Source organism: Streptomyces fradiae ATCC 10745 = DSM 40063 (assembly GCF_008704425.1).
GTDB classification, from domain to species: domain Bacteria; phylum Actinomycetota; class Actinomycetes; order Streptomycetales; family Streptomycetaceae; genus Streptomyces; species Streptomyces fradiae.
In genome coordinates, this window is sequence record NZ_CP023696.1 from 6,192,288 (window position 1) to 6,216,051 (window position 23,764).

Annotated in this window: 23 protein-coding genes, 1 tRNA gene and 1 pseudogene; 13 read left to right on the forward strand and 12 right to left on the reverse strand. The window is 74.5% G+C overall.

Annotation, left to right across the window (positions count from 1 at the left end; genetic code table 11):
- Nucleotides 1–4: 4 nt before the first annotated feature.
- Genes CP974_RS27070 through CP974_RS27085 form a run of 4 tightly spaced genes read left to right on the forward strand, consistent with a single transcriptional unit; the run spans nt 5 to nt 1,987 of the window.
- Complete coding sequence (locus CP974_RS27070) at nt 5–436, forward strand: roadblock/LC7 domain-containing protein (RefSeq protein WP_031133682.1); 432 nt, start codon at nt 5–7, stop codon at nt 434–436.
- 3 nt (nt 437–439) lie between these two features.
- Nucleotides 440–811, forward strand: coding sequence for a DUF742 domain-containing protein (locus tag CP974_RS27075; protein ID WP_031133684.1), 372 nt, complete (start codon nt 440–442; stop codon nt 809–811).
- Nucleotides 789–1,415, forward strand: coding sequence for a GTP-binding protein (locus tag CP974_RS27080; RefSeq protein ID WP_031133686.1), 627 nt, complete (start codon nt 789–791; stop codon nt 1,413–1,415). The genes CP974_RS27075 and CP974_RS27080 overlap by 23 nt, the downstream gene beginning before the upstream one ends.
- A complete protein-coding gene (locus tag CP974_RS27085; protein ID WP_031133688.1) occupies nt 1,412–1,987 on the forward strand; it encodes a GAF domain-containing protein in 576 nt (191 codons plus the stop codon). The genes CP974_RS27080 and CP974_RS27085 overlap by 4 nt, the downstream gene beginning before the upstream one ends.
- A 92-nt stretch (nt 1,988–2,079) precedes the next feature.
- Here CP974_RS27085 and CP974_RS27090 read toward each other — a convergent pair whose 3' ends face one another.
- Nucleotides 2,080–3,276, reverse strand: coding sequence for an acyl-CoA dehydrogenase family protein (locus CP974_RS27090; RefSeq protein ID WP_031133690.1), 1,197 nt, complete (start codon nt 3,274–3,276; stop codon nt 2,080–2,082).
- Nucleotides 3,277–3,830: 554 nt separating this feature from the next.
- On the opposite strand from CP974_RS27090, the gene CP974_RS27095 reads away from it, so the two are divergent.
- Nucleotides 3,831–3,904: transfer RNA gene (locus CP974_RS27095), tRNA-Pro, on the forward strand.
- Between the two features lie 122 nt (nt 3,905–4,026).
- Here CP974_RS27095 and CP974_RS27100 read toward each other — a convergent pair.
- Nucleotides 4,027–4,323 (reverse strand): hypothetical protein, encoded by a 297-nt coding sequence (locus tag CP974_RS27100; RefSeq protein WP_031133692.1) that lies wholly within the window; start codon nt 4,321–4,323, stop codon nt 4,027–4,029.
- 343 nt (nt 4,324–4,666) lie between these two features.
- On the opposite strand from CP974_RS27100, the gene CP974_RS27105 reads away from it, so the two are divergent.
- The 4 genes and pseudogenes from CP974_RS27105 to CP974_RS27120 all read left to right on the forward strand — a co-directional run.
- Entirely contained in the window at nt 4,667–5,389 is a 723-nt protein-coding gene (locus tag CP974_RS27105; protein ID WP_031133694.1) for an HNH endonuclease family protein, read from the forward strand.
- Nucleotides 5,386–5,688 (forward strand): hypothetical protein, encoded by a 303-nt coding sequence (locus CP974_RS27110; RefSeq protein WP_031133696.1) that lies wholly within the window; start codon nt 5,386–5,388, stop codon nt 5,686–5,688. The genes CP974_RS27105 and CP974_RS27110 overlap by 4 nt, the downstream gene beginning before the upstream one ends.
- Nucleotides 5,689–5,961: 273 nt before the next feature.
- The gene (locus CP974_RS27115; RefSeq protein ID WP_031133698.1) at nt 5,962–6,474 is read left to right on the forward strand and encodes a YbhB/YbcL family Raf kinase inhibitor-like protein; all 513 of its coding nucleotides are present in this window, start codon (nt 5,962–5,964) and stop codon (nt 6,472–6,474) included.
- A gap of 170 nt (nt 6,475–6,644) precedes the next feature.
- Nucleotides 6,645–7,232 (forward strand): annotated as a pseudogene (locus CP974_RS27120) (helix-turn-helix transcriptional regulator); the annotation flags it as partial.
- 144 nt (nt 7,233–7,376) lie between these two features.
- Here CP974_RS27120 and CP974_RS27125 read toward each other — a convergent pair.
- The 4 genes from CP974_RS27125 to CP974_RS27140 all read right to left on the reverse strand — a co-directional run bounded on the left by CP974_RS27125 (nt 7,377) and on the right by CP974_RS27140 (nt 11,288).
- On the reverse strand, nt 7,377–8,975 hold the full coding sequence (locus CP974_RS27125) for an alpha/beta hydrolase (protein ID WP_261344846.1): 1,599 nt from the start codon (nt 8,973–8,975) through the stop codon (nt 7,377–7,379).
- 300 nt (nt 8,976–9,275) lie between these two features.
- Nucleotides 9,276–9,854: a PspA-associated protein PspAB gene (pspAB, locus tag CP974_RS27130; RefSeq protein WP_031133703.1), complete on the reverse strand. Its 579-nt coding sequence runs from the start codon at nt 9,852–9,854 to the stop codon at nt 9,276–9,278.
- Nucleotides 9,855–9,866: 12 nt separating this feature from the next.
- On the reverse strand, nt 9,867–10,805 hold the full coding sequence (htpX, locus tag CP974_RS27135; RefSeq protein WP_031133705.1) for a zinc metalloprotease HtpX: 939 nt from the start codon (nt 10,803–10,805) through the stop codon (nt 9,867–9,869).
- 216 nt (nt 10,806–11,021) lie between these two features.
- The gene (locus CP974_RS27140) at nt 11,022–11,288 is read right to left on the reverse strand and encodes an SHOCT domain-containing protein (RefSeq protein ID WP_174887787.1); all 267 of its coding nucleotides are present in this window, start codon (nt 11,286–11,288) and stop codon (nt 11,022–11,024) included.
- Between the two features lie 450 nt (nt 11,289–11,738).
- Here CP974_RS27140 and CP974_RS27145 point away from each other — a divergent pair, with 450 nt between their 5' ends.
- Complete coding sequence (locus CP974_RS27145; RefSeq protein ID WP_196786108.1) at nt 11,739–13,277, forward strand: MFS transporter; 1,539 nt, start codon at nt 11,739–11,741, stop codon at nt 13,275–13,277.
- An 81-nt stretch (nt 13,278–13,358) separates the two neighbouring features.
- Here the strand turns inward: CP974_RS27145 and CP974_RS27150 are convergent, their stop codons facing one another.
- The 5 genes from CP974_RS27150 to CP974_RS27170 all read right to left on the reverse strand — a co-directional run bounded on the left by CP974_RS27150 (nt 13,359) and on the right by CP974_RS27170 (nt 19,528).
- A complete protein-coding gene (locus CP974_RS27150; RefSeq protein WP_223844631.1) occupies nt 13,359–14,123 on the reverse strand; it encodes a 2OG-Fe dioxygenase family protein in 765 nt (254 codons plus the stop codon).
- Nucleotides 14,124–14,220: 97 nt separating this feature from the next.
- A complete protein-coding gene (locus CP974_RS27155) occupies nt 14,221–14,679 on the reverse strand; it encodes a DUF6234 family protein (protein WP_051840057.1) in 459 nt (152 codons plus the stop codon).
- A 170-nt stretch (nt 14,680–14,849) separates the two neighbouring features.
- Complete coding sequence (locus CP974_RS27160) at nt 14,850–15,191, reverse strand: STAS domain-containing protein (RefSeq protein WP_031136549.1); 342 nt, start codon at nt 15,189–15,191, stop codon at nt 14,850–14,852.
- On the reverse strand, nt 15,188–17,077 hold the full coding sequence (gene dnaK, locus CP974_RS27165) for a molecular chaperone DnaK (RefSeq protein ID WP_150485866.1): 1,890 nt from the start codon (nt 17,075–17,077) through the stop codon (nt 15,188–15,190). The genes CP974_RS27160 and dnaK overlap by 4 nt, the downstream gene beginning before the upstream one ends.
- Before the next feature lie 231 nt (nt 17,078–17,308).
- On the reverse strand, nt 17,309–19,528 hold the full coding sequence (locus CP974_RS27170; protein ID WP_031135568.1) for an NADP-dependent isocitrate dehydrogenase: 2,220 nt from the start codon (nt 19,526–19,528) through the stop codon (nt 17,309–17,311).
- Between the two features lie 325 nt (nt 19,529–19,853).
- Between CP974_RS27170 and CP974_RS27175 the strand changes: the two genes are divergently transcribed.
- The 3 genes from CP974_RS27175 (at nt 19,854) to CP974_RS27185 (ending at nt 22,919) form a co-directional block, all read left to right on the forward strand.
- The gene (locus tag CP974_RS27175; protein ID WP_031135570.1) at nt 19,854–20,804 is read left to right on the forward strand and encodes a LysR family transcriptional regulator; all 951 of its coding nucleotides are present in this window, start codon (nt 19,854–19,856) and stop codon (nt 20,802–20,804) included.
- Nucleotides 20,805–20,907: 103 nt separating this feature from the next.
- Complete coding sequence (locus tag CP974_RS27180) at nt 20,908–22,272, forward strand: carbohydrate-binding protein (protein WP_031135572.1); 1,365 nt, start codon at nt 20,908–20,910, stop codon at nt 22,270–22,272.
- A 266-nt stretch (nt 22,273–22,538) separates the two neighbouring features.
- Nucleotides 22,539–22,919, forward strand: a complete 381-nt coding sequence (locus CP974_RS27185) for a DUF488 domain-containing protein (RefSeq protein WP_031135573.1) — start codon at nt 22,539–22,541, stop codon at nt 22,917–22,919.
- 201 nt (nt 22,920–23,120) lie between these two features.
- On the opposite strand, the gene CP974_RS27190 is transcribed toward CP974_RS27185, so the two are convergent.
- Nucleotides 23,121–23,642, reverse strand: a complete 522-nt coding sequence (locus tag CP974_RS27190; RefSeq protein ID WP_031135575.1) for a DUF309 domain-containing protein — start codon at nt 23,640–23,642, stop codon at nt 23,121–23,123.
- Between the last annotated feature and the right edge of the window lie 122 nt (nt 23,643–23,764).

Consider the following 23,764-nt stretch of genomic DNA (forward strand, 5'->3'; position numbering starts at 1 on the left):
CACCATGGCGAGCGATGTGCCCAGCGGCCACGCCCCCGATCTCGACTGGCTGCTCACCGGCCTGGTCCAGCGGGTCCCGCACACCCGCAGCGCGGTTCTGCTCTCCTCGGACGGCCTGGTGAAGTCGGTGCACGGCCTCGACCCGGACAGCGCCGACCACATGGCCGCCCTGGCCTCGGGCCTCTACTCGCTCGGCCGCAGTGCCGGGGCCCGCTTCGGCGAGGGTGACGAGGTCCGCCAGGTGGTCGTGGAGCTCGACCGCACCCTGGTGTTCGTCTCCACCGCCGGCTCGGGCACCTGCCTCGCCGTCGTCGCCGGTCGCGAGGCCGACGCCGCGGTCCTCGGGTACGAGATGGCGATGCTGGTCAAGAGCGTACGGCCGTACCTCGTCACCCCCGCCCGGCACGCGGCGGCGCCCGGCCCGCTGGGGCGCTGAGCCATGCCGTACCGCCAGGACAGGCCGTGGCTCGACGACGCGGCCGGCCGCCTGATCCGCCCGTACACGGTCAGCGGCGGCCGGACGCGGCCCACCGCCGCGCTCGACCTGCTGTCCCTCGTCATGGCCACGGGAGCGCCGCCGCCGGCGCCCCTCGGGCCCGAGCACACCACGGCGCTCGGCCTCTGCCACGGACCCACGTCCGTCGCGGAGATCGCGGCCCACCTGCGGCTGCCCGCGGTCGTCACGAAGGTGCTGCTCTCGGACCTGGTCGACTGCGGCGCCCTGACCGCCCGCCAGCCCCGCCACCACCACGACTCGACCGACCGCTCCCTGCTGGAGGCAGTGCTCGATGGCCTACGACGACGGCTCTGAACGCCGGACCGCGGCCGGGGACGTCTTCCCTACCGCCCTGAAGGTCCTGGTCGCGGGCGGTTTCGGCGTCGGGAAGACGACGTTCGTCGGAGCCGTGAGCGAGATCGAACCGCTCAGCACCGAGGAGGTGCTCACTCAGGTCAGCGCCGCCACCGACAGCCTCGACGGGGTCGAGTCGAAGACCACCACCACCGTCGCCATGGACTTCGGCCGCATCACGCTCGACCCGCGGCACGTGCTGTACCTGTTCGGCACCCCCGGCCAGGAGCGCTTCTGGTTCATGTGGGACGAGCTGTCCGAGGGCGCTCTCGGCGCGGTCGTCCTGGCCGACACCCGCCGCCTCCAGGAGTCCTTCTCGGCGGTCGACTTCTTCGAGCGGCGCGGCATCCGCTTCGTCGTCGCCGTGAACGAGTTCGACGGCGCCCACCGCTACGACCCCGAAGAGGTCCGCGCCGCCGTCGACCTCAGACCGGAGGTGCCGGTCGTGCTGTGCGACGCCCGGATCGCCGTCTCCGGCGTCCAGACCCTCGTCACCCTCGTCCAGTACCTGCTGGCCACCAACCCGGCCCCGGCACCGGCGCCGAGCTACGGAGCATCCGCATGACGTACGACCCGACCGGACACCTCCTCCTGACGCCCGTCGACCGGGAGGCGCCCGCCCGAGTGCGGCGGCTGCGCGAACTGGGCCTGGGGGAGCACCCGGATCCCGCGTTCGACGCGTTCGCCGACCGGCTCGCCGAGGTCACCGGTGCGCCCTACTCGATGGTCAACTTCATCGACGAGAACCGGCAGTTCTTCGCCGGGCTGCACACCCCGACCGGCACCCACTCGGGCACCCGCTCCGGTGCGGACCTCGCCGCGCAGGGGGCGGTCGGCCGCTACATGGCCCGCGACCACGGCTACTGCCCGCACGTGGTGGTGCGCCGCAAGGCGCTCGTCCTGGAGGACGTCTGCGACTACCCGCGGTTCGCCGGGAACCCGGTCGTGGACGAGATCGGCATCCGCTCGTACATGGGCGCGCCGCTCATCGACCGCACGGGCACCACCCTCGGCACGGTCTGCGTCGTGGACACCGAGCCGCGCCCGTGGGGGCGCCCCGGCCTGGAGACCATCAAGTCGCTGGCGGCGGAGCTGGTGGAGCAGATCCACCGCAGGGAGGACGCCCGCCGCCTCTGAGCCCCAGCGCCGAGCCCCCACCGCCGAGCCCCCGCCTCCGGACCGCCCCCGCCTCGCGGCGGCGGTCCGGAGGCGGGGGCGGCCGCGTCCCGCTACGGCACGGACTCCAGGCGTACGGCGTCGGCGAGCCGTTCGGACCACTGGCCCTTCGCCGTGCCGAGCGCCGCCTCCGCGAGCCGCAGCAGCTGCACGTCGGAGGTCCCGGCGGGGGCGAACATGTGGTGGGCGTCCCGCAGATAGCGCTCGACCGGCCGGTCCGTGAAGAGGCCGGCCGCCGCGTGGATCTCCATCGCGTCGCGCGCCGAGTCCATCGCCCACTCGACGTTGACGAGCTTCGCGTTCATCAGCTCCGCGTCGCACGGCAGCCCCCGGTCCAGCAGGTGCACGGCGTGGTAGGCGGTGAGGCGGGCGGTCATCAGCCGCGACTGGAGCCTGCCCAGCTTGAGCCTGACCGACGGCAGCGCGTGCAGCGGCTCGCCGTACCGCGTGCGCTCCTCGCAGAAGCGGGTGGTCTCCTCCAGGATCGCCTGGTGCAGCCCGAGGGAGACGGCCGTCAGGTTGGCCCGCCCGTACAGCACGCTGGAGGAGTAGGCGACCGCCAGCCCGTCGCCCTCCTCCCCGAGCCGGTTGGCGGCCGGCACCCGGCAGTCCTCGAAGAACAGCTCCCCGAAGCCGAAGCCGTGCAGGCCCATCGTCGGCTGCTCGGGCCCGACCCGTAAGCCCGGCCGCCCGGCCTCCACGAGGAAGGCGCTCAGCCCCCTGGCGCCGGGTCCGGTACGGACGACGACGCCGTGCAGGTCGCCCACGTGGCTGTTGCCGACGAACACCTTGCGGCCGTTGAGCACGTAGTCGTCGCCGTCGCGTACGGCGGTGGCGGCCATGCCGAGGACATGGCCGCCGGACTCCGGCTCGGTCACGGCGATCGTGGGGAGGCACTCTCCGGCGGCTATCGGCGGCAGCCAGGTCTTCTTCTGCACCTCGCTCCCGAAGTGCAGGATCTTCGCCGCGCCGAGCTGGGACGCCTGCACCATGGCGCCCATGGCCGCGCTCACCCGCGACAGCTCCTCGATGATGACGGTCTTGCCGAGATGGCCGATGCCCATCCCGCCGAAGTCGGTGCCGATGGTCGCGCCCAGCCAGCCCTGGCGGGCGATGAGCCGGGACAGCTCGTGGTGCACGGAGCGGGACTCCTCCATGGCGGGGACGCGCGGTCTCACCTCCGCCTCCGCGAAGTCCCTCACGTGCTGCCTGAGTCGGTGGTGCGGCTGAGCGGCGAAGTAGCCGTCCATGCGAGCCCTCCTCTGCGGAACGCCTGCTCGGGCGGGTGTTCGAGCAGGTGGTGCATCGGTAGTGGTTGCGTCCCGAGTAGACGGACACCCCATGGTGTGGATCTCCCGGAAGCGGTTCAACACGGTTCTGTGACGTTGTCTCAAAGAGCGTTCAGGGGGTCTGCTGAGACTGTGCGGCGCCTCGCGCCGCCTGGCCAGCCCTCCGAAGCCGTTCCTCCCGTACAGCTGCGCTCCGCGTGCCGCGGGCGTGGTCCGGTGGCCGCGCGGGGCGGATCGGGCCCCGCACGCCGACCCCCCGTCCGACCAGCCGCAGGGCGGCAGGAGCGGGGGATCATGGCGTACGACGCGGACGGCGCCCGTCCGGATGCCGGATGGCCGAAGACGGGCCCGGCGCCCGGTTGCGCCGAGGGGTGCGAACGGTGAGGCAAGCGCCCGGGGCGCACGCCCCTGGCGCCCGGACACGCGCCCCGCAAAGCGGTTAGTGATCATCGCCGGGAGTGGGGTATTGTTCTCATGCACGCCGGGCCGGGGGAAACCCCAGGTCAGACGGGCAACGGGACGTGGCGCAGCTTGGTAGCGCACTTGACTGGGGGTCAAGGGGTCGCAGGTTCAAATCCTGTCGTCCCGACTTTTCGAAGTCGCAGGTCAAGGGGCCGTTTCAGAGCAATCTGGAACGGCCCCTTGATCATTCTTGGGGGCCAGTCTCCAGGTCCTGCGACGCTTCTCGGCCCAGTCAAGGCACGCCACAGGTCACAAGCCGGCAACGTGGAGGGAGCGCCTGCCGATGGTGGCCAGGTGGGTTCGGCCTTGTCCAGCCGGCGGCAGCACGGGATCCATGCCTTTCAGGGCGGCGGTGAGGAACGGCTGCGCGGTGTGGTCGGCCTCGGCGCGGGAGAGCCAGGGAGCAACCAGTGTGTTCCCTGCAGAGCGGTCGAACCCTTGCCAGGGCCGACTCGTCACCATCGTGAGCAGCGCCTGGCCGCCGTCGTCACCGGCGCCCGCCAAGAGGTGGCCGAGCGTATCCATGTGGGCCGTGAGCCAGGGCATGCTGCCTCCCGGTCGCCCGGGGTGCCCAGGCGGGCGGCTGCGCGCGTTCCGCCGGCGCGTGACGTCCCGCGAGTGAGCGGCCCCGTGTGACCTCCACGGTGCCCGGTCCCGGCTCAGCGGCCCCCTGCCGGCTGCTGAGCACCCCCATGGCCGTGAGCGCGCGGGGACGGCGCTTCCCACCGTGCGGCCCATGGAGGTGGCCCCCGCCGTACTCCGGTGCCGGCCGCCGTCTCCTCGCGGGCCGTGTGCGGCGTACGACGGGTCGACCGGATGGGCGGGGCACCGGAATCGAACAGATACGCTGCTCGGCGTGCGGGATCACCCTGAGGGAGGGCACCAGGTCATGGGGCATCAGAAGGCGGCGTGCAGAGCGGGTTTGGCGGCGGCCCTGTTGCTGCTGGCTGTGGCGGGATGCTCCACGGAGGGCGGTGCCACGTCCTCTGGCACCGGGGACGCGAAGCCCTCCCCGGCGCGCAGTGCCGCGTCCGGCGGTGCCTCGGCGTCGGACGGGACGCTGCCCGGAGTGCCTGCCGCCGGGCAGGCGCGTGCGCAGCTCGCGGGGCTGAAGGTCGCTGCGCACGGTTCGATGTCCGGGTACAGCCGTGACCGCTTCCCGCACTGGGTCTCTCAAGGGGAGAACTGCAACACCCGTGAGACGGTGCTGCACCGCGACGGCGCGGACGTCCGGCGAGACGGCCAGTGCCGGGCGGTGTCCGGGACCTGGACCAGTGCCTACGACGACCTGACGTTCAAGGACGCGGCGGACCTGGACATCGACCACGTCGTGCCCCTGGCCAACGCGTGGCGGTCCGGGGCGAACCGGTGGACGCAGGAGAAGCGCAAGGAGTTCGCCAACGACCTCACCCACCCGCAGCTCATCGCCGTCTCGGCCGGCTCCAACCGTTCCAAGGGGGACCAGGGCCCCGACGAGTGGCAGCCACCGTCCAGGACCTACTGGTGCACCTACGCCCGGGCCTGGACTTCGGTCAAGGCCACGTACGAGCTGTCGGTGACCGTGGCGGAGAAGGGCATGCTGGGGCGGATGCTGGACACTTGCTCCTCATGACCCACACTTCCCTCCCTGGCCCGGACGCCCACCTGGACGACGTGAAGGCCGGTCCCGGCGGCGCGATGACCGATGAGGTCGGCGTCATCACGGGTGAGCTGACGGTCGCCACCCGCCCTCTCGCGGACGGCCGGGCCGTCGTCCTGGTCCAGTACAAGGACGCGGACGAGTGGTACACCCTGACCGGAAGCCCCGTGTCCGTGGCACCGGGCGGCATCGCGCAGCTGCACGCCGCCGTACTCGAGCGCGTCCGCGCGGGCGGCGGGGCCCGCGTAACCGGCGGCGAGACGTCGGCGTAGCCGCCACGCGCTCTGGCCGTCCACGCCCGCGGCAGTGGGCGGGATCCCCTGCCCGCCGCCGCCCGTGCGGTCCCCGTCCGGCGTGCCCCCGGGTTCCCCGGCCCGCGGAGGAACCGGACGCGTTCACGAAGATCGCGGCTCCGTGCACGGTCCTCCCGCCGGGCGGCTGCCGTCACCCGATGCGTGCTCGGATGGGGACCACGCCCACTCGGGCGACTCCAACCGTGTTCTGCGAGGCAGTCAGCAACGAGCGAACCGGGTACGCGACGTCCGCTGCCGCACGACTTCCACCCGCCCGTCCCCGAACTGGTCGTCGGTAGCCAGGACCTGACGGACGGCGGGCCACTGCCGGACGAGCACGTGTACGCGAAGGGCAACTCCTCGCCCCACCTGAGCTGGTCGAAGGGGCCGGCGGGAACCCTTGGCTACGCGGTCACCTGCTACGACCCGGACGCTCCGACCGGCAGCGGGTTCTGGCACTGGACGGTCTTCGACATTCCGGCACACGTCACGGAACTGTCGTCCGGGGCTGGGACCGGGGACTCCGGCCGGCTGCCGAAGGGTGCCCTGACGGCACGGAACGACTACGGCAGCAGGGGCTTCGGCGGGGCGGCGCCGCCGCCGGGCGACGGTCCGCACCGCTATGTCTTCACGGTCTACGCCGTGGACCGGGAGAAGCTCGGACCGGACGCGGACGCGGCGCCGGCCCTCGTCGGCTTCCATCTCCGCTTCCACGCCATCGCCCGCGGTCAGCTGATCGCCGAGTACGAGGACCCCGGAGAATAGGAGGTGCCCGCGGTTCGCGGGCGTCCCTCACGCGCCACGGGGGCGTCCACACGATCTGCGCGGGCCCTTGCACGATCCTCTCTCCCGAGGGCGGGAGCGTGCCGGTCCGTGGTGAGGTGGGGGCATGTCCCTCGACGAGCTGCGCGACCTGCTGGATCGGCATGCGCAAACTGGAGCCGGCCGTCATCGCGGAGCTGATGCTGCGGGCCGGGCCGGGCGACCTGCCGCGGTCGAGTGGGCCGCCCCGGCCGGGGATCACGGTCAGCGAGGCATCGGCCGAGTTGATCGACGCCGTCGTCCGCCTGCTGCGTCTGCTGGACCGGCCGCGCGACCGCCGGGTGCTGGTCCCTTTGCTCAAGCGGGAGATCCTCTGGCTGCTGATGACGGGGGAACAGGGTGAGGCGGTCCGTCAGCTGGGCCTCGCCGACAGCGGCTTGAACCACGTGACCCGGGCGGTCGGCTGGATCAGGGACAACCACACCAAGGCCTTCCGGGTGGAGGACCTGGCGCGTGCCTCCGGGATGAGCGTCTCCGCGTTCCACCGGAACTTCCATGCGGTGACGGCGATGAGCCCGATCCAGTTCCAGAAGCAGATCCGGCTGCAGGCGGCGCGGCTGATGATGGCCAACCGGCCGCACGACGTGACCGGCGTCGGCCACCGGGTGGGGTACGACAGCCCCTCGCAGTTCAGCCGGGAGTACAAGCGCCAGTTCGGTGTCCCGCCCAGTGTCGACGCGGCACGCCTGCGCCGGCGCGTCGATCACGCAGCGGCCGCCTGCCAGGGCTTGTCCGGCCCCCGATCCGGCGTGCTCCGGCCGGGTGGTCGCCGGTCCGATGTCGCCGCCCCCGCCGCCCCCGCTCCGCGTCCGAGACGTGAAGCGCTTCGGGCGGCGCGGTCGGCTTCAGCAGGTCTTACCCGGCTCCACCGGCGTGAGGTCGACGAGGTACGCGTCCACGGCCGTGTCCACGCACGCGCCGGCGCGTCCGTACGCGGTGTGGCCGAGCCCTTCGTAGGTCAGCAGCATGCCGTGCGGGAGCTGCCGGGCGAGGCTCTGCGCCTCGTGATAGGGCGTGGACGGGTCGCCGGTGGTGCCCACGACCAGTACGGGAGGGAGCCCGTCGGCCCGCACTCGGTGGGGGCCGGGGCCGGCCTGCGGCCAGCCCTTGCAGCCGAGCGCGGCGACGACGGCGTCGGAGCCGTGGTCGCCCTCGGCGCGGTGGGCCTCGTCGAGCGCCTCCCAGTACTCCCGCGGGTCCTTCGGGTGGGGGATGTCCACGCAGTTGACGGCGGTCAGGGCGCTGTCGGCGTCGCCGGTGCTGTCGACGGTCTCGTCGTCGGTGGCGGGGCTCTCCTCCTCGGCGTTCTGCTCGTCCTCCGCGGGGGGTTCGCCGGCGGCGATCGCGGCGAGGCGGGACCCGTCGCCGCGGTCGGCCTCGCCGAGGGCGAGGGACAGGGGCTCCCACTGCTCCTCGGGGGTGTACATGGAGGTCGTGACGGCGCTGTGCAGGGTGGCGGTGTCCAGGCCCCACTCGCTGTCCTCGACGGGGAGGGGGCGGTCGGCCGTCGCCTCGTACAGCCGCTTGAGGAGTCCCCGGACGGCCTCGGGGGTGCCGGCGGGGCACGCCTCGCCGACGACGTCGGAGCAGTGCTCCGCGTAGTCGTCCACCGCCTCGCGGAAGCCTCTCGCCTGGCTGAGGGCCCGCTGGGACCAGGTGAGGGACGGGTCGATGGCCCCGTCGAGCACCATGGCGCGGACCTTCCGGGGGAACAGCTCCCCGTAGGCGGTGCCCAGGGAGGTGCCGTAGGACCAGCCCAGGTAGCTGAGCCCGGCGTCGCCGAGCGCGGCGCGGAGTACGTCCATGTCCCGGGCCGCGTCGGTGGTTCCGACGTGCGGCAGGATGGCGCCGCTGTGCTCGCGGCAGGCGGCGGCCGTCTGCTCCGCCGCGGTCAGCGCGGCCGCTCGCTGTCGGGCGGTCGCCGGGTGCAGGGTGTGGGGCCCGCTGTCCGCCTCGTCCGCCTCCCCGGTGGGCTCCGCCTCGTCGTCGGCGCCGCAGTCGATCGCCGGCCGGCTGCCCCCGACACCACGCGGGTCGAAGCCGACGATGTCGAACCGTTCGCGCAGACGTTCGCCGAACGTCTCGATCCCGCCGTCCCTCAGCATCGCGACACCGGATTCACCCGGCCCGCCAGGGTTGAAGACCAGTGAGCCGATCCGCCGGTCCCTGTTCCCGGCGGTGGCGCGGATGAGGGGGAGGGTGAAAGTCCTGCCGTTGCCGGGGGCGGTGTAGTCCATGGGGACGTCGAGCGTGGCGCACTGCTGCTCGCCGCACGGCTCCCACCGGAGTTCCTGTTCGTAGAAGGGGCGCAGGGCCGCGGGGACGGCGTCGTCCCGTTGCCGCCGGTCGCCGGGCCCGCAGCCGGAGAGTGGGATCGAGGCGAGGAGGGCCGCGGTGGCGGCGGCGATGGCGCGGCGGTGCCGCCGGGGGCCGGGGGTGATCAAGGGGGGAAGCTCCGGGTGGGGGAACGGACGGGGCCGCGCGGAGGGGCGGCGCAGTCGAGCGTATGCCGGGGTTCCGCCGAGCCGTGTCCTTCTGAGGGCTGGGCGGACTTCCTCCCGCAGGAGGACAACCGGAGCCGTCCTTTCCTCGTCCCGCGCCCGGGCGCGGGACGGCTGCCGCGCACGTGCGAACCAGATGCGCGCAGGGGTGTGCCGGTACGCTTCGGCCGCGGCGGGAGCCCGCCCGGTACGACCGCGGCGGCGGGAGGCGGGTGACCGGCACCGGCCGGCGGTCGCCCCTCGTCACAGGCCGGGGGCGCCCCACAGCGGGAACCAGCGGCTCGGGTCCGGCTCGATGCGCAGGTCCTCCTGGAGCACGGCCCTGACCTGGAGCTCCAGCGCGTTGTCCCGCCGGTCGCCGGGGAGCGGGGCGAACGGGTAGAAGCCGCCCCGCTTGTAGAGGTAGACCAGCGCGAGCCGGCGCGCCTCGGCGTCGTGGAAGGCCACCAGCGAGCAGAGCAGGTGCGGGCCGAAGCCGCCGTCCTCCAGCGAGGTGTTGACCGCGTGCAGGTCTCCCACCAGGGACGGCAGGTCGTCCGGTGGGCGGCGGGAGAGCAGCCACGAGTAGCCGTAGTCGTCGCGACTGAACTCCACCGGGGCGCCGCCGCGTTCCGCGTCGGCCTCCAGGAGCGCCCGTACCTCCTGCCGGATCCGGGCGAAGGCGCCGCCCTCGATCGCGGCGAAGCACACCGAGCCGGCTCCGGTCGGGGTGAAGCCGGTGGCGGCCTGCAGCGTGATCGCCGCCGAGGGCAGCGCGAACAGCTGGTCCAGGTCGGGCCGGACCGGTCTGCTCCGGCCCAGCAGCGCGTCCCAGAAACCCATCGGCCCGCCTCCTCACGCTCCGCCCGGTCCGCCCGGTCCGGCCGGCCCACCGCCTTCGCCCAGCTCCGCCGAGAGCCTGGCGAGCGCCTCCAGCCGGCGTTCCAGGGAGGGGTGGGTGGAGAACATCCGCGCCACCACCGTGCCGGGCCCGAGCGCCGGCGTGAAGAAGAACGCGTTGAACGCCTGCGCGGTCCGCAGGTCCTGGGTGGGGATGCGGGCGATGTCGCCGCTGACCTTGGTCAGGGCCGACGCCAGGACGGAGGGCTTGGCGGTCAGCAGCGCCGCCGCCCGGTCGGCGGCCAGCTCGCGGTAGCGCGACAGGGCGCGGATCAGCAGGAAGCTGACGGCGTAGACGAGGGCGGAGACCGCCATCACGGCCAGGAGGACGGCCGCGGCGTTCTGGTCCCGCTGGCCGCGCCCGCCGAACAGCTGGGAGTAGAAGGCGAAGCGGACGACCAGCCCGGCGATGACGCCCAGGAACGAGGCGACGGTGATCACCGCCACGTCGCGGTGGGCGACGTGGGACAGCTCGTGCGCGAGGACTGCTTCGAGCTCCTCGGTCTCCAGGCGGCGCATCAGGCCCGTCGTCACGCAGACCACGGCGTGGTCCGCGTCGCGGCCCGTGGCGAACGCGTTCGGCAGGTCCATGTCGGAGACCGCGACCCGCGGCTTGGGCATGTCCGCCGTCGCGCACAGCCGGTCGACGACCCCGTGCAGCAGCGGCTGCTCCTCGGCCGTGACGATCCGCCCGCGCATGGCGTACAGGGCGATCCGGTCGGAGCACCAGTACTGGGCCCCGAGCGCCGCGGCGGCGATGACGATCACCAGGACGAGGGAGTCGAGCAGCGCGATGAGCGCGGCGACGAACCCCACGTACACCAGACCGAGCAGGAACATCGTGACCACCATGCGGGTGGTCAGCTGCCGGTCGGGTTCGAAACGGCTGCGCATCGCCGTCACCCCGGCAGGCCGTGTCGGAATCCGGCGGGCGAACCCCCGCCCGGCAGCGGCCCGGGCACGGGCGACCGGTCCGCCGTCTGCCCCGACGGGGCCCGCGCCGGAGGAACGGCGCACCCGTCCGGCGCGCGCGTGGAGCGGGGGAGCGGCGCCCGGCCGGGCGGGCGCGGCTTCGCGGGTCCACGGCACCGGCACGCGGTCACGGGCACCTCACCGTCCGCCGGGGCGGCCGGAGGCGCGCAACGCGCGCAGCCGCTTCTGGTACTCCTCCTCGTCGATCTCGCCGCGGGCGAACCGCTCGGCGAGCACCTGCTCGGGCCAGGACCCGGCGGGGCCGGGCGGGCGATCGGAGGAGCGGCTGACCGTCCGCAGGGCCAGGACGGCGACGGTGATGATCAGAACCCAGAACGCGATCATGCCGAACGACATGGCGAACCAGCCCCAGCCGCTGACATCGTGGTCGTACCAGAACATCATCGCGATCACGTCCCCGGTGGTCCGGGACGGCTGTGCCCGGCCCCATCCGATCGGCTCCGTCCCTGCCATGGTCCCGGCCCGTCCGGTCACGGGGCAGGGGCCAGTGGTCCCGGGTCCCGGGCCGGTCGGCCCCGGCGGCGACGGCGGCGCCCCGCGCGACCGGCGGGGCGGGCGGGGCGGGCGGGGCCGGCGCCGCGGGGCGGTCCGCGGGCCCCGTGCGGAGCGGGCGACGCGGGCGACGGGGGCGACGGGGGCGGCGCGGGCTCGGGCGCGGGGCGGGGAGCCGCGCGGCGCCGGAGCCCGGCGGGCCGCCGGGACCGCCGCGCCCGGTGGTCCGAACAGGTGCCGGGCCGGGGGCTCCGGCCCGTGGAGGGAGCGCCGGGGGCGCGAGCGGGATACGTTCGGTCATCGGGCGGTCACCGCCCCGCCCGCGGTACGGGAGGTGCAGCTGTGTCGTCGTCGGGCGCGGAGCCGCCCTCCACCCTCGCGATGCTCCCGATCATCACGGGACTCGCCCTCGCCTTCACGATCACGGCCGTCGACCCGCTGGTCCTCAGCCTGAACATGCCGCGGATCAGCCGGGCCCTGGAGGTGCCGCCCGACGCCGTCGGGTTCCTGGGGGGCGCGGCGACGCTGGTGATCGCCGCCGCCGTGCTCGCCGTGGGCAGCCTCGGGGACGCCTTCGGGCTGCGGCGGACCCTGGTCGTGGGGCTGGTCGGCTGCACCCTCGTCAACCTGCTCTCCGCGTTGTCGCCCGGCTATCCGTTCCTGCTGGCGATGCGCCTGCTCGACGGGCTGGCGCTGGCCGCGGTCCTGGGCGTCTCCCTGGCGCTGCTGAAGAGCTCGGTGCCGGCGGCGCAGCGGCCGAAGGCCATCGGCATCTTCATGGCCGTCGAGACGGTGCTGTGCGGGGTGACCCCCTCCGTCGGGGGGTGGCTGGTGGACACCGTCGGCTGGCGCTGGCTGTTCCTGCTCGCGCCGCTGCTGGCGCTGACCTCGCTCGCGCTGACGCTCCGGTACGTCGCCGAGCCGCCCGTGCTGCGGCGCCGGCAGGTGGACGTGGCGGGCGTCAGCCTGGTCGGCCTCGCCCTGCTGACCCTGGTGTACGGCATCGCCGAGGCCGAGAACGGCTTCTCCCGGCCCGGCACCTGGGTGCCGCTCACGGTCAGCGCGGTCGCCGGCGTGCTGTTCGTGGTCCGCGAGCACCGGACGCCGCAACCGGTCCTGGACCCGGCGCTGTTCCGCAGCGCCCCGTTCACGCTGGCCGCGCTCGGCAGTCTCGTCCTCAACTTCATGGTCGCCGGCTTCAGCTTCGCCCTCGGGCAGTTCGGCAGTGTCGTCCTGACGCTGCCGCAGAGCACCATCGGCCTGCTCTACCTGCCGGGCACCCTGGCCATCGCGGGGATCGTCGTCCTCGCCGGGAACCTGATCGGCAGGTACACCCCGAGGCCCGTCCTCATCGCGGGCCTCCTCGGGCTGGTCGCCGGCGCGCTGCTGATGGCGGCCACCGCCTCGCCCACGATGCCCCTGTGGGTCCTCGTCCTGGCCACCTGGACCACCAACCTCGGCTCGCTGGTGGCCTCCGCCGCGGTGGCCGAGACGATCCTCTCCGCCGCCCCACCGGGCAAGTCCGGCGCGGTCTCCTCGGTCCAGCCGGCGTTCGGCATGAGCGGCTACGCCCTCGGCCCGGCCGTCTTCGTCCTCCTGCTCAACCTCTTCTTCCAGCGGCAGTGGCTGGACGACGCGCAGCAGCGCGGATTGTCCGCGGCAGAGGCCGAGGAGGCCGTGGACGCCACCCGCAGCGCGATGGCACGCAGTCCGGGCACGGCCGGGTACGACCCGAACCTGCTCCGGCAGTCCGGGCTCGACCTCGGCTGGGACTTCACGGACGGGCTGCGGCTCACCATGGTGGTCGTGAGCCTCCTGCCGCTCGCCCTCGCCGTGGCGGCGTGGCTGCTCATCCCCCGCCGCACCCGGAGCGGGACGTAGCGGCGCGTGCCCGGCCGGGGCCCACCGCGCCGGGCCCGCGCACACGCCTCCGGCCGGGCGCCCGGGGGCGGCCCGGCGGGGTCAGCCCGGGGCGAAGGTCGTCACCAGGACGTCCCGGTGGGCCGGGCGCGCGGGGTCGACCGGCCGGACCGGCGACACGCCGTGCAGGGTGCGGCGGTCGTCGGACAGGAGCAGGCTCGCCGGCTCGCGCAGCGTGACCGACAGGATCTCCCCGCCCTCGGGGGTGTAGACGGTGCTCTCGCCTCCGGTGGCGTTCCCCCGGCCGACGAGCAGCGACGACACCAGGGTGACGCCGTCGCGGTGCCGGCCCTCCGGAGTCGGCTCCCCTCCGCCGTCCGCCGTGGCGACGACGCGGAAGGGATGGACCTTGACGCTCCACCGTTCGGGGGAGTCCAGGGCGCCCGCGACCCGGCCCAGCAGACCGATGAGCCGCAGCAGCACCGGATCGGCGGCGAAGCCGTCGGTGAGCGGGTCGAAACGCCGGTCCACCGACGTGTAGAGCGGATTGGTGCCGTCGGGCTGGACGAAACCGGTGGGGGGCAGGAGCCGCAGCTCCCCGGTCCCGGTCGCGAGCGAGAAGTGCCCGTAGCGGCGGAGCCGGCGGGTGCCGCGCCGGGCCGCGTACGCGTCCTGCGTCAGGTCCGCCCAGTGCGCCGCGAAACCGGCCCAGGAGGCCGCGTCCGCGCCCAGGCAGGCCAGCGCGCCGCGCGGGGGCATGAGGTGCACGCCCGTCCCGGCCAGCGCGGCACGAGCGGCGCTCTCCGCGCCGGCGGGGGCGCCGTCCGCCGGGGGAGTGGATGCGGTGCCGGTGTCCACTGCTGCCACCGTCCCTCTCGTGAACCGGACAGGGGGGATCCACGGACATCATCGGCCCCCGCCGCGGCGGACGCACGTCCGCGAGACCGGGCTCGCCCCCTGCCGGTCACCCGCCGGGACACTCGTCGGAGTCGCCGCCGCTGCGGCAGCCGGAGAAGCCGCCGGTCGGCGCGGGCACGGGGCGGCCGCGCTCGTCCTCGTGCCGCTGGAGCGCCGTCCCGCCCAGCAGCACCGCCGCGATCAGCACCCCCATGGCGGTCTGGGACACGGCCGTCACCACGGCGCGCGCCCGCGCGGCGAGGACGGCCGCCACCAGGACCAGGCCGCCGAGTACCGCGACCGCCGGGAGGTAGCGCCAGAGGGTGAAGGGCTTGCGCGGCGCCTGCGGGTCCAGTTCGAAGTGGTCGAGGAAGGGCCAGGCCAGAAGGATGACCGCCAGGGCCGTCAGCTCCAGCAGGACCAGCACGCACCCGGCCGCGGCGTCGGGGCCCCGGCGGGCCCGCTCGCGGCGGCGCGGACCGGCGGAGCCGGGGTCGACGGGCGGTGAGGAGGGCAGAGGGCTCATGCCCGCACGGTGCCCGTACGGGCGCTCGGGCGCCTGAGTACGCGTACTCAGGCCGCGCCCGCGGCCGGGGCCGCGCCCGCCGTCCGGGCGGTGGCCTTGGGACGTCCGGACGGTGGCGGCGGGACGTCCGGACGGTGGCGGCGGGGCGGGCGGGCGGTGCCTGCGGGGGCTCAGCCCTCGAACGTCGCCACCGCGTCCGCGCCCGCCTCCCGCAGCGCCCGGCGGACGGCGCGGTGCGCCCCCCGCACGTGCAGGGCGGCCGGGGGGTCGCGGACGGTGGCCGCCCGCAGCAGGGCGAAGGCGCACGGCAGGTCGAGGCGGGTCAGGTCGCGCATCAGCAGCTCCCACACGGTGGCGTCCCGCAGCCGGGGATCGTCGAGCGCCTCCTCCAGCGCGCCCACCCGGTGCGCGTCCAGCTCGCCGGCGAACACCAGGACGGCCCGCCCGTCCCCCGCCGACTCGACCACCAGGGCAGGCGCCCCGTCCGGAGCGCCGGCGCGGGCGGCCGTCACGCGGGACCTCCGCGCCGTGCCCGGTCGTCCTCGTCGACGATCTCGGCGTCGACCACCTCGTCCTCGTCCCGGCCTCCCGCCTCGCCGCCCTCGGGGCCGGCCTGGGCGCCGCCCGCGGCCTGGGCGGCCTGGGCGTCGGCGTACACGGCCTGGCCGAGCTTCTGGGAGACGGCCGCGACCCGCTCCGCGGCCGTGCGGATCTGCGCCGTGTCGTCGCCCTTCAGCTTCTCCTTGAGCTCGGTCACCGCCGTCTCGACCTCGGTCCTGATCTCACCGGGGACCTTGCCCGTGCCGTCGGCGTGGTCGGCGAGGAACTTCTCGGTCTGGTAGACGAGCTGCTCGCCCTGGTTGCGGGCCTCGGCGGCCTCGCGGCGCCTGTGGTCCTCCTCCGCGTGGCGCTCCGCCTCGCGGACCATCCGGTCGATGTCGTCCTTCGGGAGCGAGGAGCCGCCGGTGACGGTCATCTTCTGCTCCTTGCCGGTGCCGAGGTCCTTCGCCGTGACGTGCATGATGCCGTTGGCGTCGATGTCGAAGGACACCTCGATCTGCGGGACGCCGCGCGGCGCCGGGGGCAGACCGGTCAGCTCGAACATGCCGAGCTTCTTGTTGTACGCGGCGATCTCGCGCTCGCCCTGGTAGACCTGGATCTGCACCGACGGCTGGTTGTCCTCCGCCGTCGTGAAGATCTCGGAGCGCTTCGTCGGGATCGTGGTGTTGCGCTCGATCAGCTTGGTCATGATGCCGCCCTTGGTCTCGATGCCGAGGGACAGCGGGGTGACGTCGAGCAGCAGGACGTCCTTGACCTCGCCCTTGAGCACACCGGCCTGGAGCGAGGCGCCGATCGCGACGACCTCGTCCGGGTTCACACCCTTGTGCGGGTCCTTGCCGGTCAGCTCCTTCACCAGGTCCGCCACGGCGGGCATGCGGGTGGAGCCGCCGACGAGGATGACGTGGTCGATCCCGGAGATCTCGATGCCGGCGTCCTTCACGGCGTTCCGGAAGGGGACCTGGCACCGCTCCAGCAGGTCGGAGGTCATCTGCTGGAACTGGGCGCGGGTGAGCTTCTCGTCCAGGTGCAGCGGGCCCTCCGCCGAGGCGCTCAGGTAGGGGAGGTTGACCGAGGTCTCGGTGGCGGCGGACAGCTCGATCTTCGCCTTCTCGGCGGCCTCGCGCAGGCGCTGCGTCGCCATGCGGTCCTTGGTGATGTCGATCCCGTACGCGTTCCTGAAGCGGCCCGCGAGGTGCTCCACGATCCGCTGGTCCCAGTCGTCGCCGCCCAGGTGGGTGTCGCCGTTGGTGGCCTTGACCTCGACGACGCCGTCGCCGATCTCCAGCAGCGACACGTCGAAGGTGCCGCCGCCGAGGTCGAAGACGAGGATCGTCTGGTCGCTCTCCTTGTCGAGGCCGTACGCCAGGGCGGCGGCGGTCGGCTCGTTGACGATGCGCAGGACGTTCAGCCCCGCGATCTCGCCGGCCTCCTTGGTCGCGGTGCGCTCGGCGTCGTTGAAGTACGCCGGGACGGTGATCACGGCGTCCCTGACGTCCTCGCCGAGGTAGCCCTCGGCGTCGCGCTTCAGCTTCTGCAGGATGCGCGCCGAGATCTCCTGCGCGGTGTACCGCCTGCCGTCGATGTCGCCGTTCTCGGGGAAGCGCCAGCCCGTGTCGCCCATGTGCCGCTTCACGGAGCGGACGGTGCGGTCCACGTTGGTGACGGCCTGCCGCTTGGCCACCTCGCCCACCAGCACGTCGCCGTTCTTGGCGAAGCCCACGACGGACGGCGTGGTCCTCGCGCCCTCCGTGTTCGTGACGACCGCGGGCTCACCGCCCTCCAGGACGCTCACCACCGAGTTGGTCGTACCGAGGTCGATACCCACTGCGCGTGCCATCGGGAGACTCCTCAGCTCGGCTCCGCGGGACATAGCGAGGTCTATTTCAGGATATGCCGGGTTCGCGGTTCCGGACTGCCCGTGGCGGACGGTGCGGGGGACGCGTGCGGACGGCGGGGGGCGGTGGGGGAAGCGGCGCGGGCCGGTGGGGGAAGCGGCGCGGGCCGCGCCGGACGGGAGGTCCGGCGCGGCCCGCGCGGGTGGCTCGACGCCGCCGTCGGAGCGGCGACGTCAGGCCAGGGTCCCCAGCGCCTGGTTGAAGGTGCGGGACGGGCGCATGACCGCCGCCGCCTTCTCCGGGTCGGGCTGGTAGTAGCCGCCGATGTCGGCCGGCTCGCCCTGCACCGCGTTCAGCTCCTCGACGATCGCGCCCTCCTGCTCGGTGAGGGTCTTCGCGAGCGGCCCGAACGCCTCGGCGAGCGCGGCGTCGTCCGTCTGCCGCGCCAGCTCCTGCGCCCAGTACAGGGCGAGGTAGAAGTGGCTGCCGCGGTTGTCGATGCCGCCGACGCGGCGGGTCGGCGACTTGTCCTCGTTGAGGAAGGTGGCCGTGGCGCGGTCCAGGGTGTCCGCGAGGACCTTGGCACGGGCGTTGCCCGTGACCTGCGAGAGGTGCTCGAAGCTGACCGCCAGCGCGAGGAACTCGCCGAGGCTGTCCCAGCGCAGGTAGTTCTCCTTGACGAGCTGCTGGACGTGCTTCGGGGCGGAGCCGCCCGCACCCGTCTCGAAGAGGCCGCCGCCGTTCATCAGCGGGACGACCGACAGCATCTTGGCGCTGGTGCCGAGCTCCAGGATCGGGAACAGGTCGGTCAGGTAGTCGCGCAGCACGTTGCCGGTGACGGAGATGGTGTTCTCGCCGCGGCGGATGCGCTCCAGGGAGAACTTCGTCGCCTCGACCGGCGGCATGATCTCGATCCGGAGGCCCTCGGTGTCGTGCTCCGGCAGGTACGCCTTGACCTTCTCGATGAGCCGGGCGTCGTGGGCGCGGCCCTCGTCCAGCCAGAAGACGGCCGGGTCGCCGGTGGCGCGGGCGCGGGTGACGGCGAGCTTCACCCAGTCCCTGATCGGGGCGTCCTTCGTCTGGCACATGCGGAAGATGTCGCCGCGGCCGACCGGCTGCTCCAGGACGACCTCGCCGGCCTGGTCGACCACGCGGACGGTGCCGGGTTGCGCGATCTCGAAGGTCTTGTCGTGGCTGCCGTACTCCTCGGCCTTCTGCGCCATGAGGCCGACGTTCGGCACGGAGCCCATGGTCGCCGGGTCGAGGGCGCCGTGGGCGCGGCAGTCCTCGATGACGGCCTGGTACACGCCGGAGTAGCTGCTGTCGGGCAGGACCGCGAGGGTGTCGGCCTCCTTGCCGTCCGGGCCCCACATGTGGCCGGAGGTGCGGATCATGGCCGGCATCGACGCGTCGACGATGACGTCGCTCGGTACGTGCAGGTTGGTGATGCCGCGGTCGGAGTCGACCATGGCCAGGGCCGGGCCCTCGGCCAGCTCGGCGTCGAAGGACGCCTTGATCTCCTCGCCCTGCGGCAGGGAGTCCAGGCCCTTCAGGATGCCGCCGAGGCCGTCGTTCGGGCTCAGGCCGGCGCCGGCCAGCACGTCGCCGTAGGCGGCGAAGGTCTTCGGGAAGAACGCGCGGACCACGTGGCCGAAGATGATCGGGTCCGAGACCTTCATCATCGTCGCCTTCAGGTGGACGGAGAACAGCACGCCCTCGGCCTTGGCGCGGGCGACCTGCTCGGAGAGGAAGGCGCGCAGCGCCTCGGCGCGCATCACCGACGCGTCCACGACCTCGCCCGCCAGCACGGGCACGGACTCGCGCAGCACGGTCGTCGAGCCGTCCTCGCCGGCCAGCTCGATGCGCAGCGAGCCGTCCTCGGCGACGACCGCCGACTTCTCGGTGGACCGGAAGTCGTCGGCGCCCATCGTCGCCACGTTCGTCTTGGAGTCGGCCGTCCAGGCGCCCATGCGGTGCGGGTGCGCCTTGGCGTAGTTCTTGACCGACGCGGGGGCGCGGCGGTCCGAGTTGCCCTCGCGCAGGACCGGGTTGACGGCGCTGCCCTTGACCTTGTCGTAGCGGGCGCGGATCTCGCGCTCCTCGTCCGTCTTCGGGTCGTCCGGGTAGTCCGGCAGCGCGTAGCCCTGCTCCTGCAGCTCCGCGACGGCGGCCTTCAGCTGCGGGATCGACGCCGAGATGTTCGGCAGCTTGATGATGTTGGCGCCGGGCGTCTTCGCCAGCTCGCCCAGCTCGGCGAGGGCGTCGTCGATGCGCTGCCCCTCCTGGAGGTACTCCGGGAAGGAGGCGATGATCCGCCCGGCCAGCGAGATGTCGCGGGTCTCGACGCTGACGCCGGCCGCCGAGGCGTACGCCTGGACCACGGGCAGGAACGAGTACGTCGCCAGGGCCGGGGCCTCGTCAGTGTGGGTGTAGATGATGGTCGAGTCAGTCACCGGGTGCTCCGCTCCACGTCTGTAACATTGCTCGACATCAAGATATCTCGTGAGCGCCCCCCGCTCGACAGACCCCCGCCCCGGATTCCGCCACGGCCTTCCCGGAGCCGCCCCCGAGCCCCGCCGCAGCCGTGCCCCCCGCCCCGCCCAGGCCGCCGCGCGAGTCTGCGGAGGCCCGACCTTCCGCCCCGCCCAGGCCGCCGCGCGGCCCCGCGGAGGCCGTACCCGTCACCCCGAGCAGGCCGCCGCACGGCACCGCGGGAGCCGCGCGACAGGTCTGGACCAGAGTCTTGCCCTGCCGGGTCGGGACCGCGAAGCTCCCCTCATGGAACTGGAGTTGCGGCATCTGAGGACGGTGCGGGCCATCGCCGACGCGGGCAGTCTCACCAAGGCCGCCACCGCGCTCGGCCTGGCCCAGCCCGCGCTGAGCACCCAGCTCAAACGGATCGAGCGGGTCCTGGGCGGGGCCCTGTTCGAGCGGGGGCGGCACGGCGTGCGGGCCACACCGCTGGGCGAGCTCGTCCTGGAGCGGGCCCGGATCGTGCTGCCCGCCGTCAGCGACCTCCAGCGCGACGCCGTGCGGTTCGCGCGGGGCGCCGCCGGCGCCGAGGGCCCCCGCTTCCGCCTCGGCGGCACCCACGGCCCGCTGCTCGGCGCCCTCGTCGACCGGCTCGCCGCCCGCCACCCGTGCGCCGCCGTCACCACCCACACCTCCTGGTCCGAGCGGGAGATCGCCGCCGCCGTCACCGAGGGCCGCCTCGACTACGCCCTCATCGGCACCTGCGGCAGCAGCACCCCGCCCGAGGGCGACCGGCTCGCCTGGCGGGAGATCGCCACCGACCCCGTTTTTGTGATGCTCCCGACCGGCCACCGGCTCGCCTCCCGCGACCGCGTGGACCTCGCCGACCTGGCCGGCGCCGCCTGGGCGGACGTCCCCGGCGACGGCTGCTTCGCCGACTGCTTCCACGCCGCCTGCGCCCGCGCGGGCTTCACCCCGGCGCGCGTCTACGAGACCGACACGGCGTCCTGCGTCCACCTCGTCCAGGTCGGCCGCGCCGTCGGGCTGTGCCGCGCCACGTTCCCCGACACGGCCGGGCTCGTCACCCGCCCGCTCGCCGGGGACCCCCTCGTGTGGCGGCACCTGATCGGCTGGCACCCGGACACGCCCGCCGCGCTCACCGCCCCCTCCGTCCTCGCCCAGGCGCGCGCCGCGCACGCCGAGGCGGCGGCCCGCAGCCGCAGTTACGCCGCCTGGAGGGCTTCCGGGCTCCCATAACGCCGAAGAGAGGGAAAAGCGACATCTTCTGAGGGTCTTTCGGCAACACCTACGGTTTCGGAACCCCCCACTCGACCCCATCCGAAACCGAGGAGAACACCGGATGCTCCACAGACACGCCGGAGCCGCGTTCGCCGCCGCGGCAGCGGTCGGCGCCCTCGTGCTCACCGCGCTCCCCGGCGCGGCGGCCGCCGCGCCGGCCCCGCCCGCCACCACCCCCTCGGCCGCGGTGAGCATGGGCGCCGACAAGACGTCCCCCGAGGTCCTGGCCGCCATGCAGCGGGACCTGGGGCTCAGCGAGCCGCAGGCCCAGCGGCGCCTGGTGAACGAGGCCGAGGCCGGAGCGGTCGCCGGGCGCCTCGGCGGCGTCCTCGGCGCCGACTACGCCGGCGCCTGGGTGCGGGGTGCCGAGTCCGCGACCCTGACGGTCGCCACCACCGACCCCGCCGACGCGCTCGCGATCCGCGCCGCCGGTGCCGAGGCCCGCGTGGTCCGCCACACGCTGGCCCGCCTCGACGCCGCCAAGGCCGCCCTCGACCGGGCCGCCGCCCGCACCGACACCCGCGACGTGCCCGTCTGGTACGTCGACGTCCGCACCAACTCCGTCACCGTCCACGCCGCCAAGCGGGGCGCGGCCGAGGCGTTCCTGAAGGCCGCCGCCGTCAACCGGTCCCTCGTCCGGGTCGAGACGTCCGCCGAGCGGCCCCGCGCCCTGTACGACATCCGGGGCGGCGACGCGTACCACATGGGCGGCGGCGGGCGCTGCTCGGTCGGCTTCGCCGTCACCAAGGGCACCCAGCACGGCTTCGCCACGGCCGGCCACTGCGGCCGCGTCGGCACCTCCACCAGCGGCTACAACCAGGTCGCGCAGGGCACCTTCCAGGGCTCCACCTTCCCCGGCCGCGACATGGCCTGGGTGGCGGCCAACACCAACTGGCGCTCCACCCCGTACGTGAAGGGCGCGGGCGGGCAGAACGTCCAGGTCACCGGTTCCACGCAGGCCGTCGTCGGCGCGTCGGTCTGCCGCTCGGGGTCCACCACCGGCTGGCACTGCGGCACGATCCAGCAGCACAACACGAGCGTCACCTACCCGGAGGGCACGATCAGCGGCGTCACCCGCACGACCGTGTGCGCCGAGCCGGGCGACTCGGGCGGCTCGTACATCTCCGGCAGCCAGGCGCAGGGCGTCACCTCGGGCGGCTCCGGCGACTGCCGGACGGGCGGTACGACGTACCACCAGCCGCTCAACCCGCTCCTCCAGGCGTACGCCCTGACCCTCACCACCACGACCGACCCCGGGCCGGGGCCGGGCGAGCCCCCGGAGGGCGGCACGTGGGCGGCGGGCACCGTCTACAACGCGGGCGCCCAGGTCACCTACGGCGGAGCCACCTACCGGTGCCTCCAGACCCACCAGGCGCAGGCGGGCTGGGAGCCGCCGAACGTGCCGGCGCTCTGGCAGCGCGTGTAGGAGGAACCGTCCGCGCCGTGGAGCCTGCCCAGCAGAAACGTCACGTCTGAGGGCGCGTACGGGTCCCGGTCCGCCGGGCCCGTACGCCCCCGCCTCCTCGGGGACGCCCTCCGCCCGCGTCCCCGCCGTCCGCGCCCCCGCCTCCGCCTCCGCGGGACGCCCCCCGGCCGCCGGACTGCCCCGGAGCCGGGGGCGCGCCGTTCCCCGACCCACCCGGTCGGCCGGTGGGCGTTGCGGGGGCGCACGGGGCGGGGCAGGGTCGAAGCGTGAACCCCTCCGCGCACCGCGTCCGGCTCCGGCGGGTGTACGACCCGCCCGAACCCGCCGACGGGACGCGCGTGCTCGTGGACCGGCTGTGGCCGCGCGGCCTGGCCAAGGCGGACGCGCACATCGACGAGTGGCCCAAGTCCGCCACGCCCTCGACGGAGCTGCGCCGCTGGTTCCACGCGGCGGACGGGGCGCCGGACGAGGTGTTCGAGGAGTTCCGCCGGCGGTACGCGGCCGAGCTCGCCGAGCCGGAGGCGGCCGGGGCCCTCGACCGCGTCCGGGACCTCGCCCGCGAGGGGCCGCTCACGCTCCTGACGGCCGCCAGGGACCCGGAGCGCAGCCACGCCGCCGTGCTGCGCGAGCGGCTGAGCGGCGGCTGAGGGCGGCGCCCTCGGAGCGGCACCGTTCCGTTTCCGGCCACATCGCCGCGTCGCCCCCCCGCAGACCGCACGGCCCGGGGGCGGGTACGCCCCGCGCGGGCGTCGTACGCCCTGCCGGGCCCGCCCGCCGGGCCGGTGCGCCCCGCCGCGCTCTCGCGGGTGTCGTGCGCCCTGCGGGCCCGTGCGCCCCGCCCGGCGCGGTCAGCGTCCCCTCAGGCGGGGTGCCTCCGCCGCCGGGTCCACCGGGCCGCCGTCCCGGTCCAGCCGCTCCGCCAGGCCGCGCGCCCAGGCCGCGAGGGCGGACACCTCGATCCCGTGCGGCCCCGGCCCCGTCCCGTGCGGTCCCGGCCCCGTCCCGTACGGGGTGATCCGGTCCGCGCCGCGCAGGAGCAGCCGCGCGCCGCCCACGGCGTTGCCGCGCGCCGCGTGCGTCAGGCCCACCGCGAGCTGGGCCAGGCCCCGCCACAGCTCGCGCTCCTCGGGGCGCCCCGCCCCGGCGCACCCCTTCCAGGCGTCCTCCAGCACCTCGTGGGCGTGGAACGGCAGCCCCGCGTCCAGCAGCCGCTGCGCCTCCCGCAGGGACCCGCCGGGCGTGCGCTCCACGCCCTCCGGCTGCCGTCGGACGCCCGGCGCCCCGTACGGCAGCGGCCGCCCCAGCCCGTCGCGGGGCCGTGCGCTGCGGGCGCGCCCCTCCGTGTCCCGGTCCCTGCGAGCCTCGTCCATCCGCCCATTGTCCCGCCCGCGCCACCGGCGTGCGCCGCGCACCGGGCGGGCCCCGTCCGGCCCGGTGCCAAGCCCCGTCAGCCCGGGTCCGGAGTCCCGCCCCGCTCCCCGCCGGCCCCCGC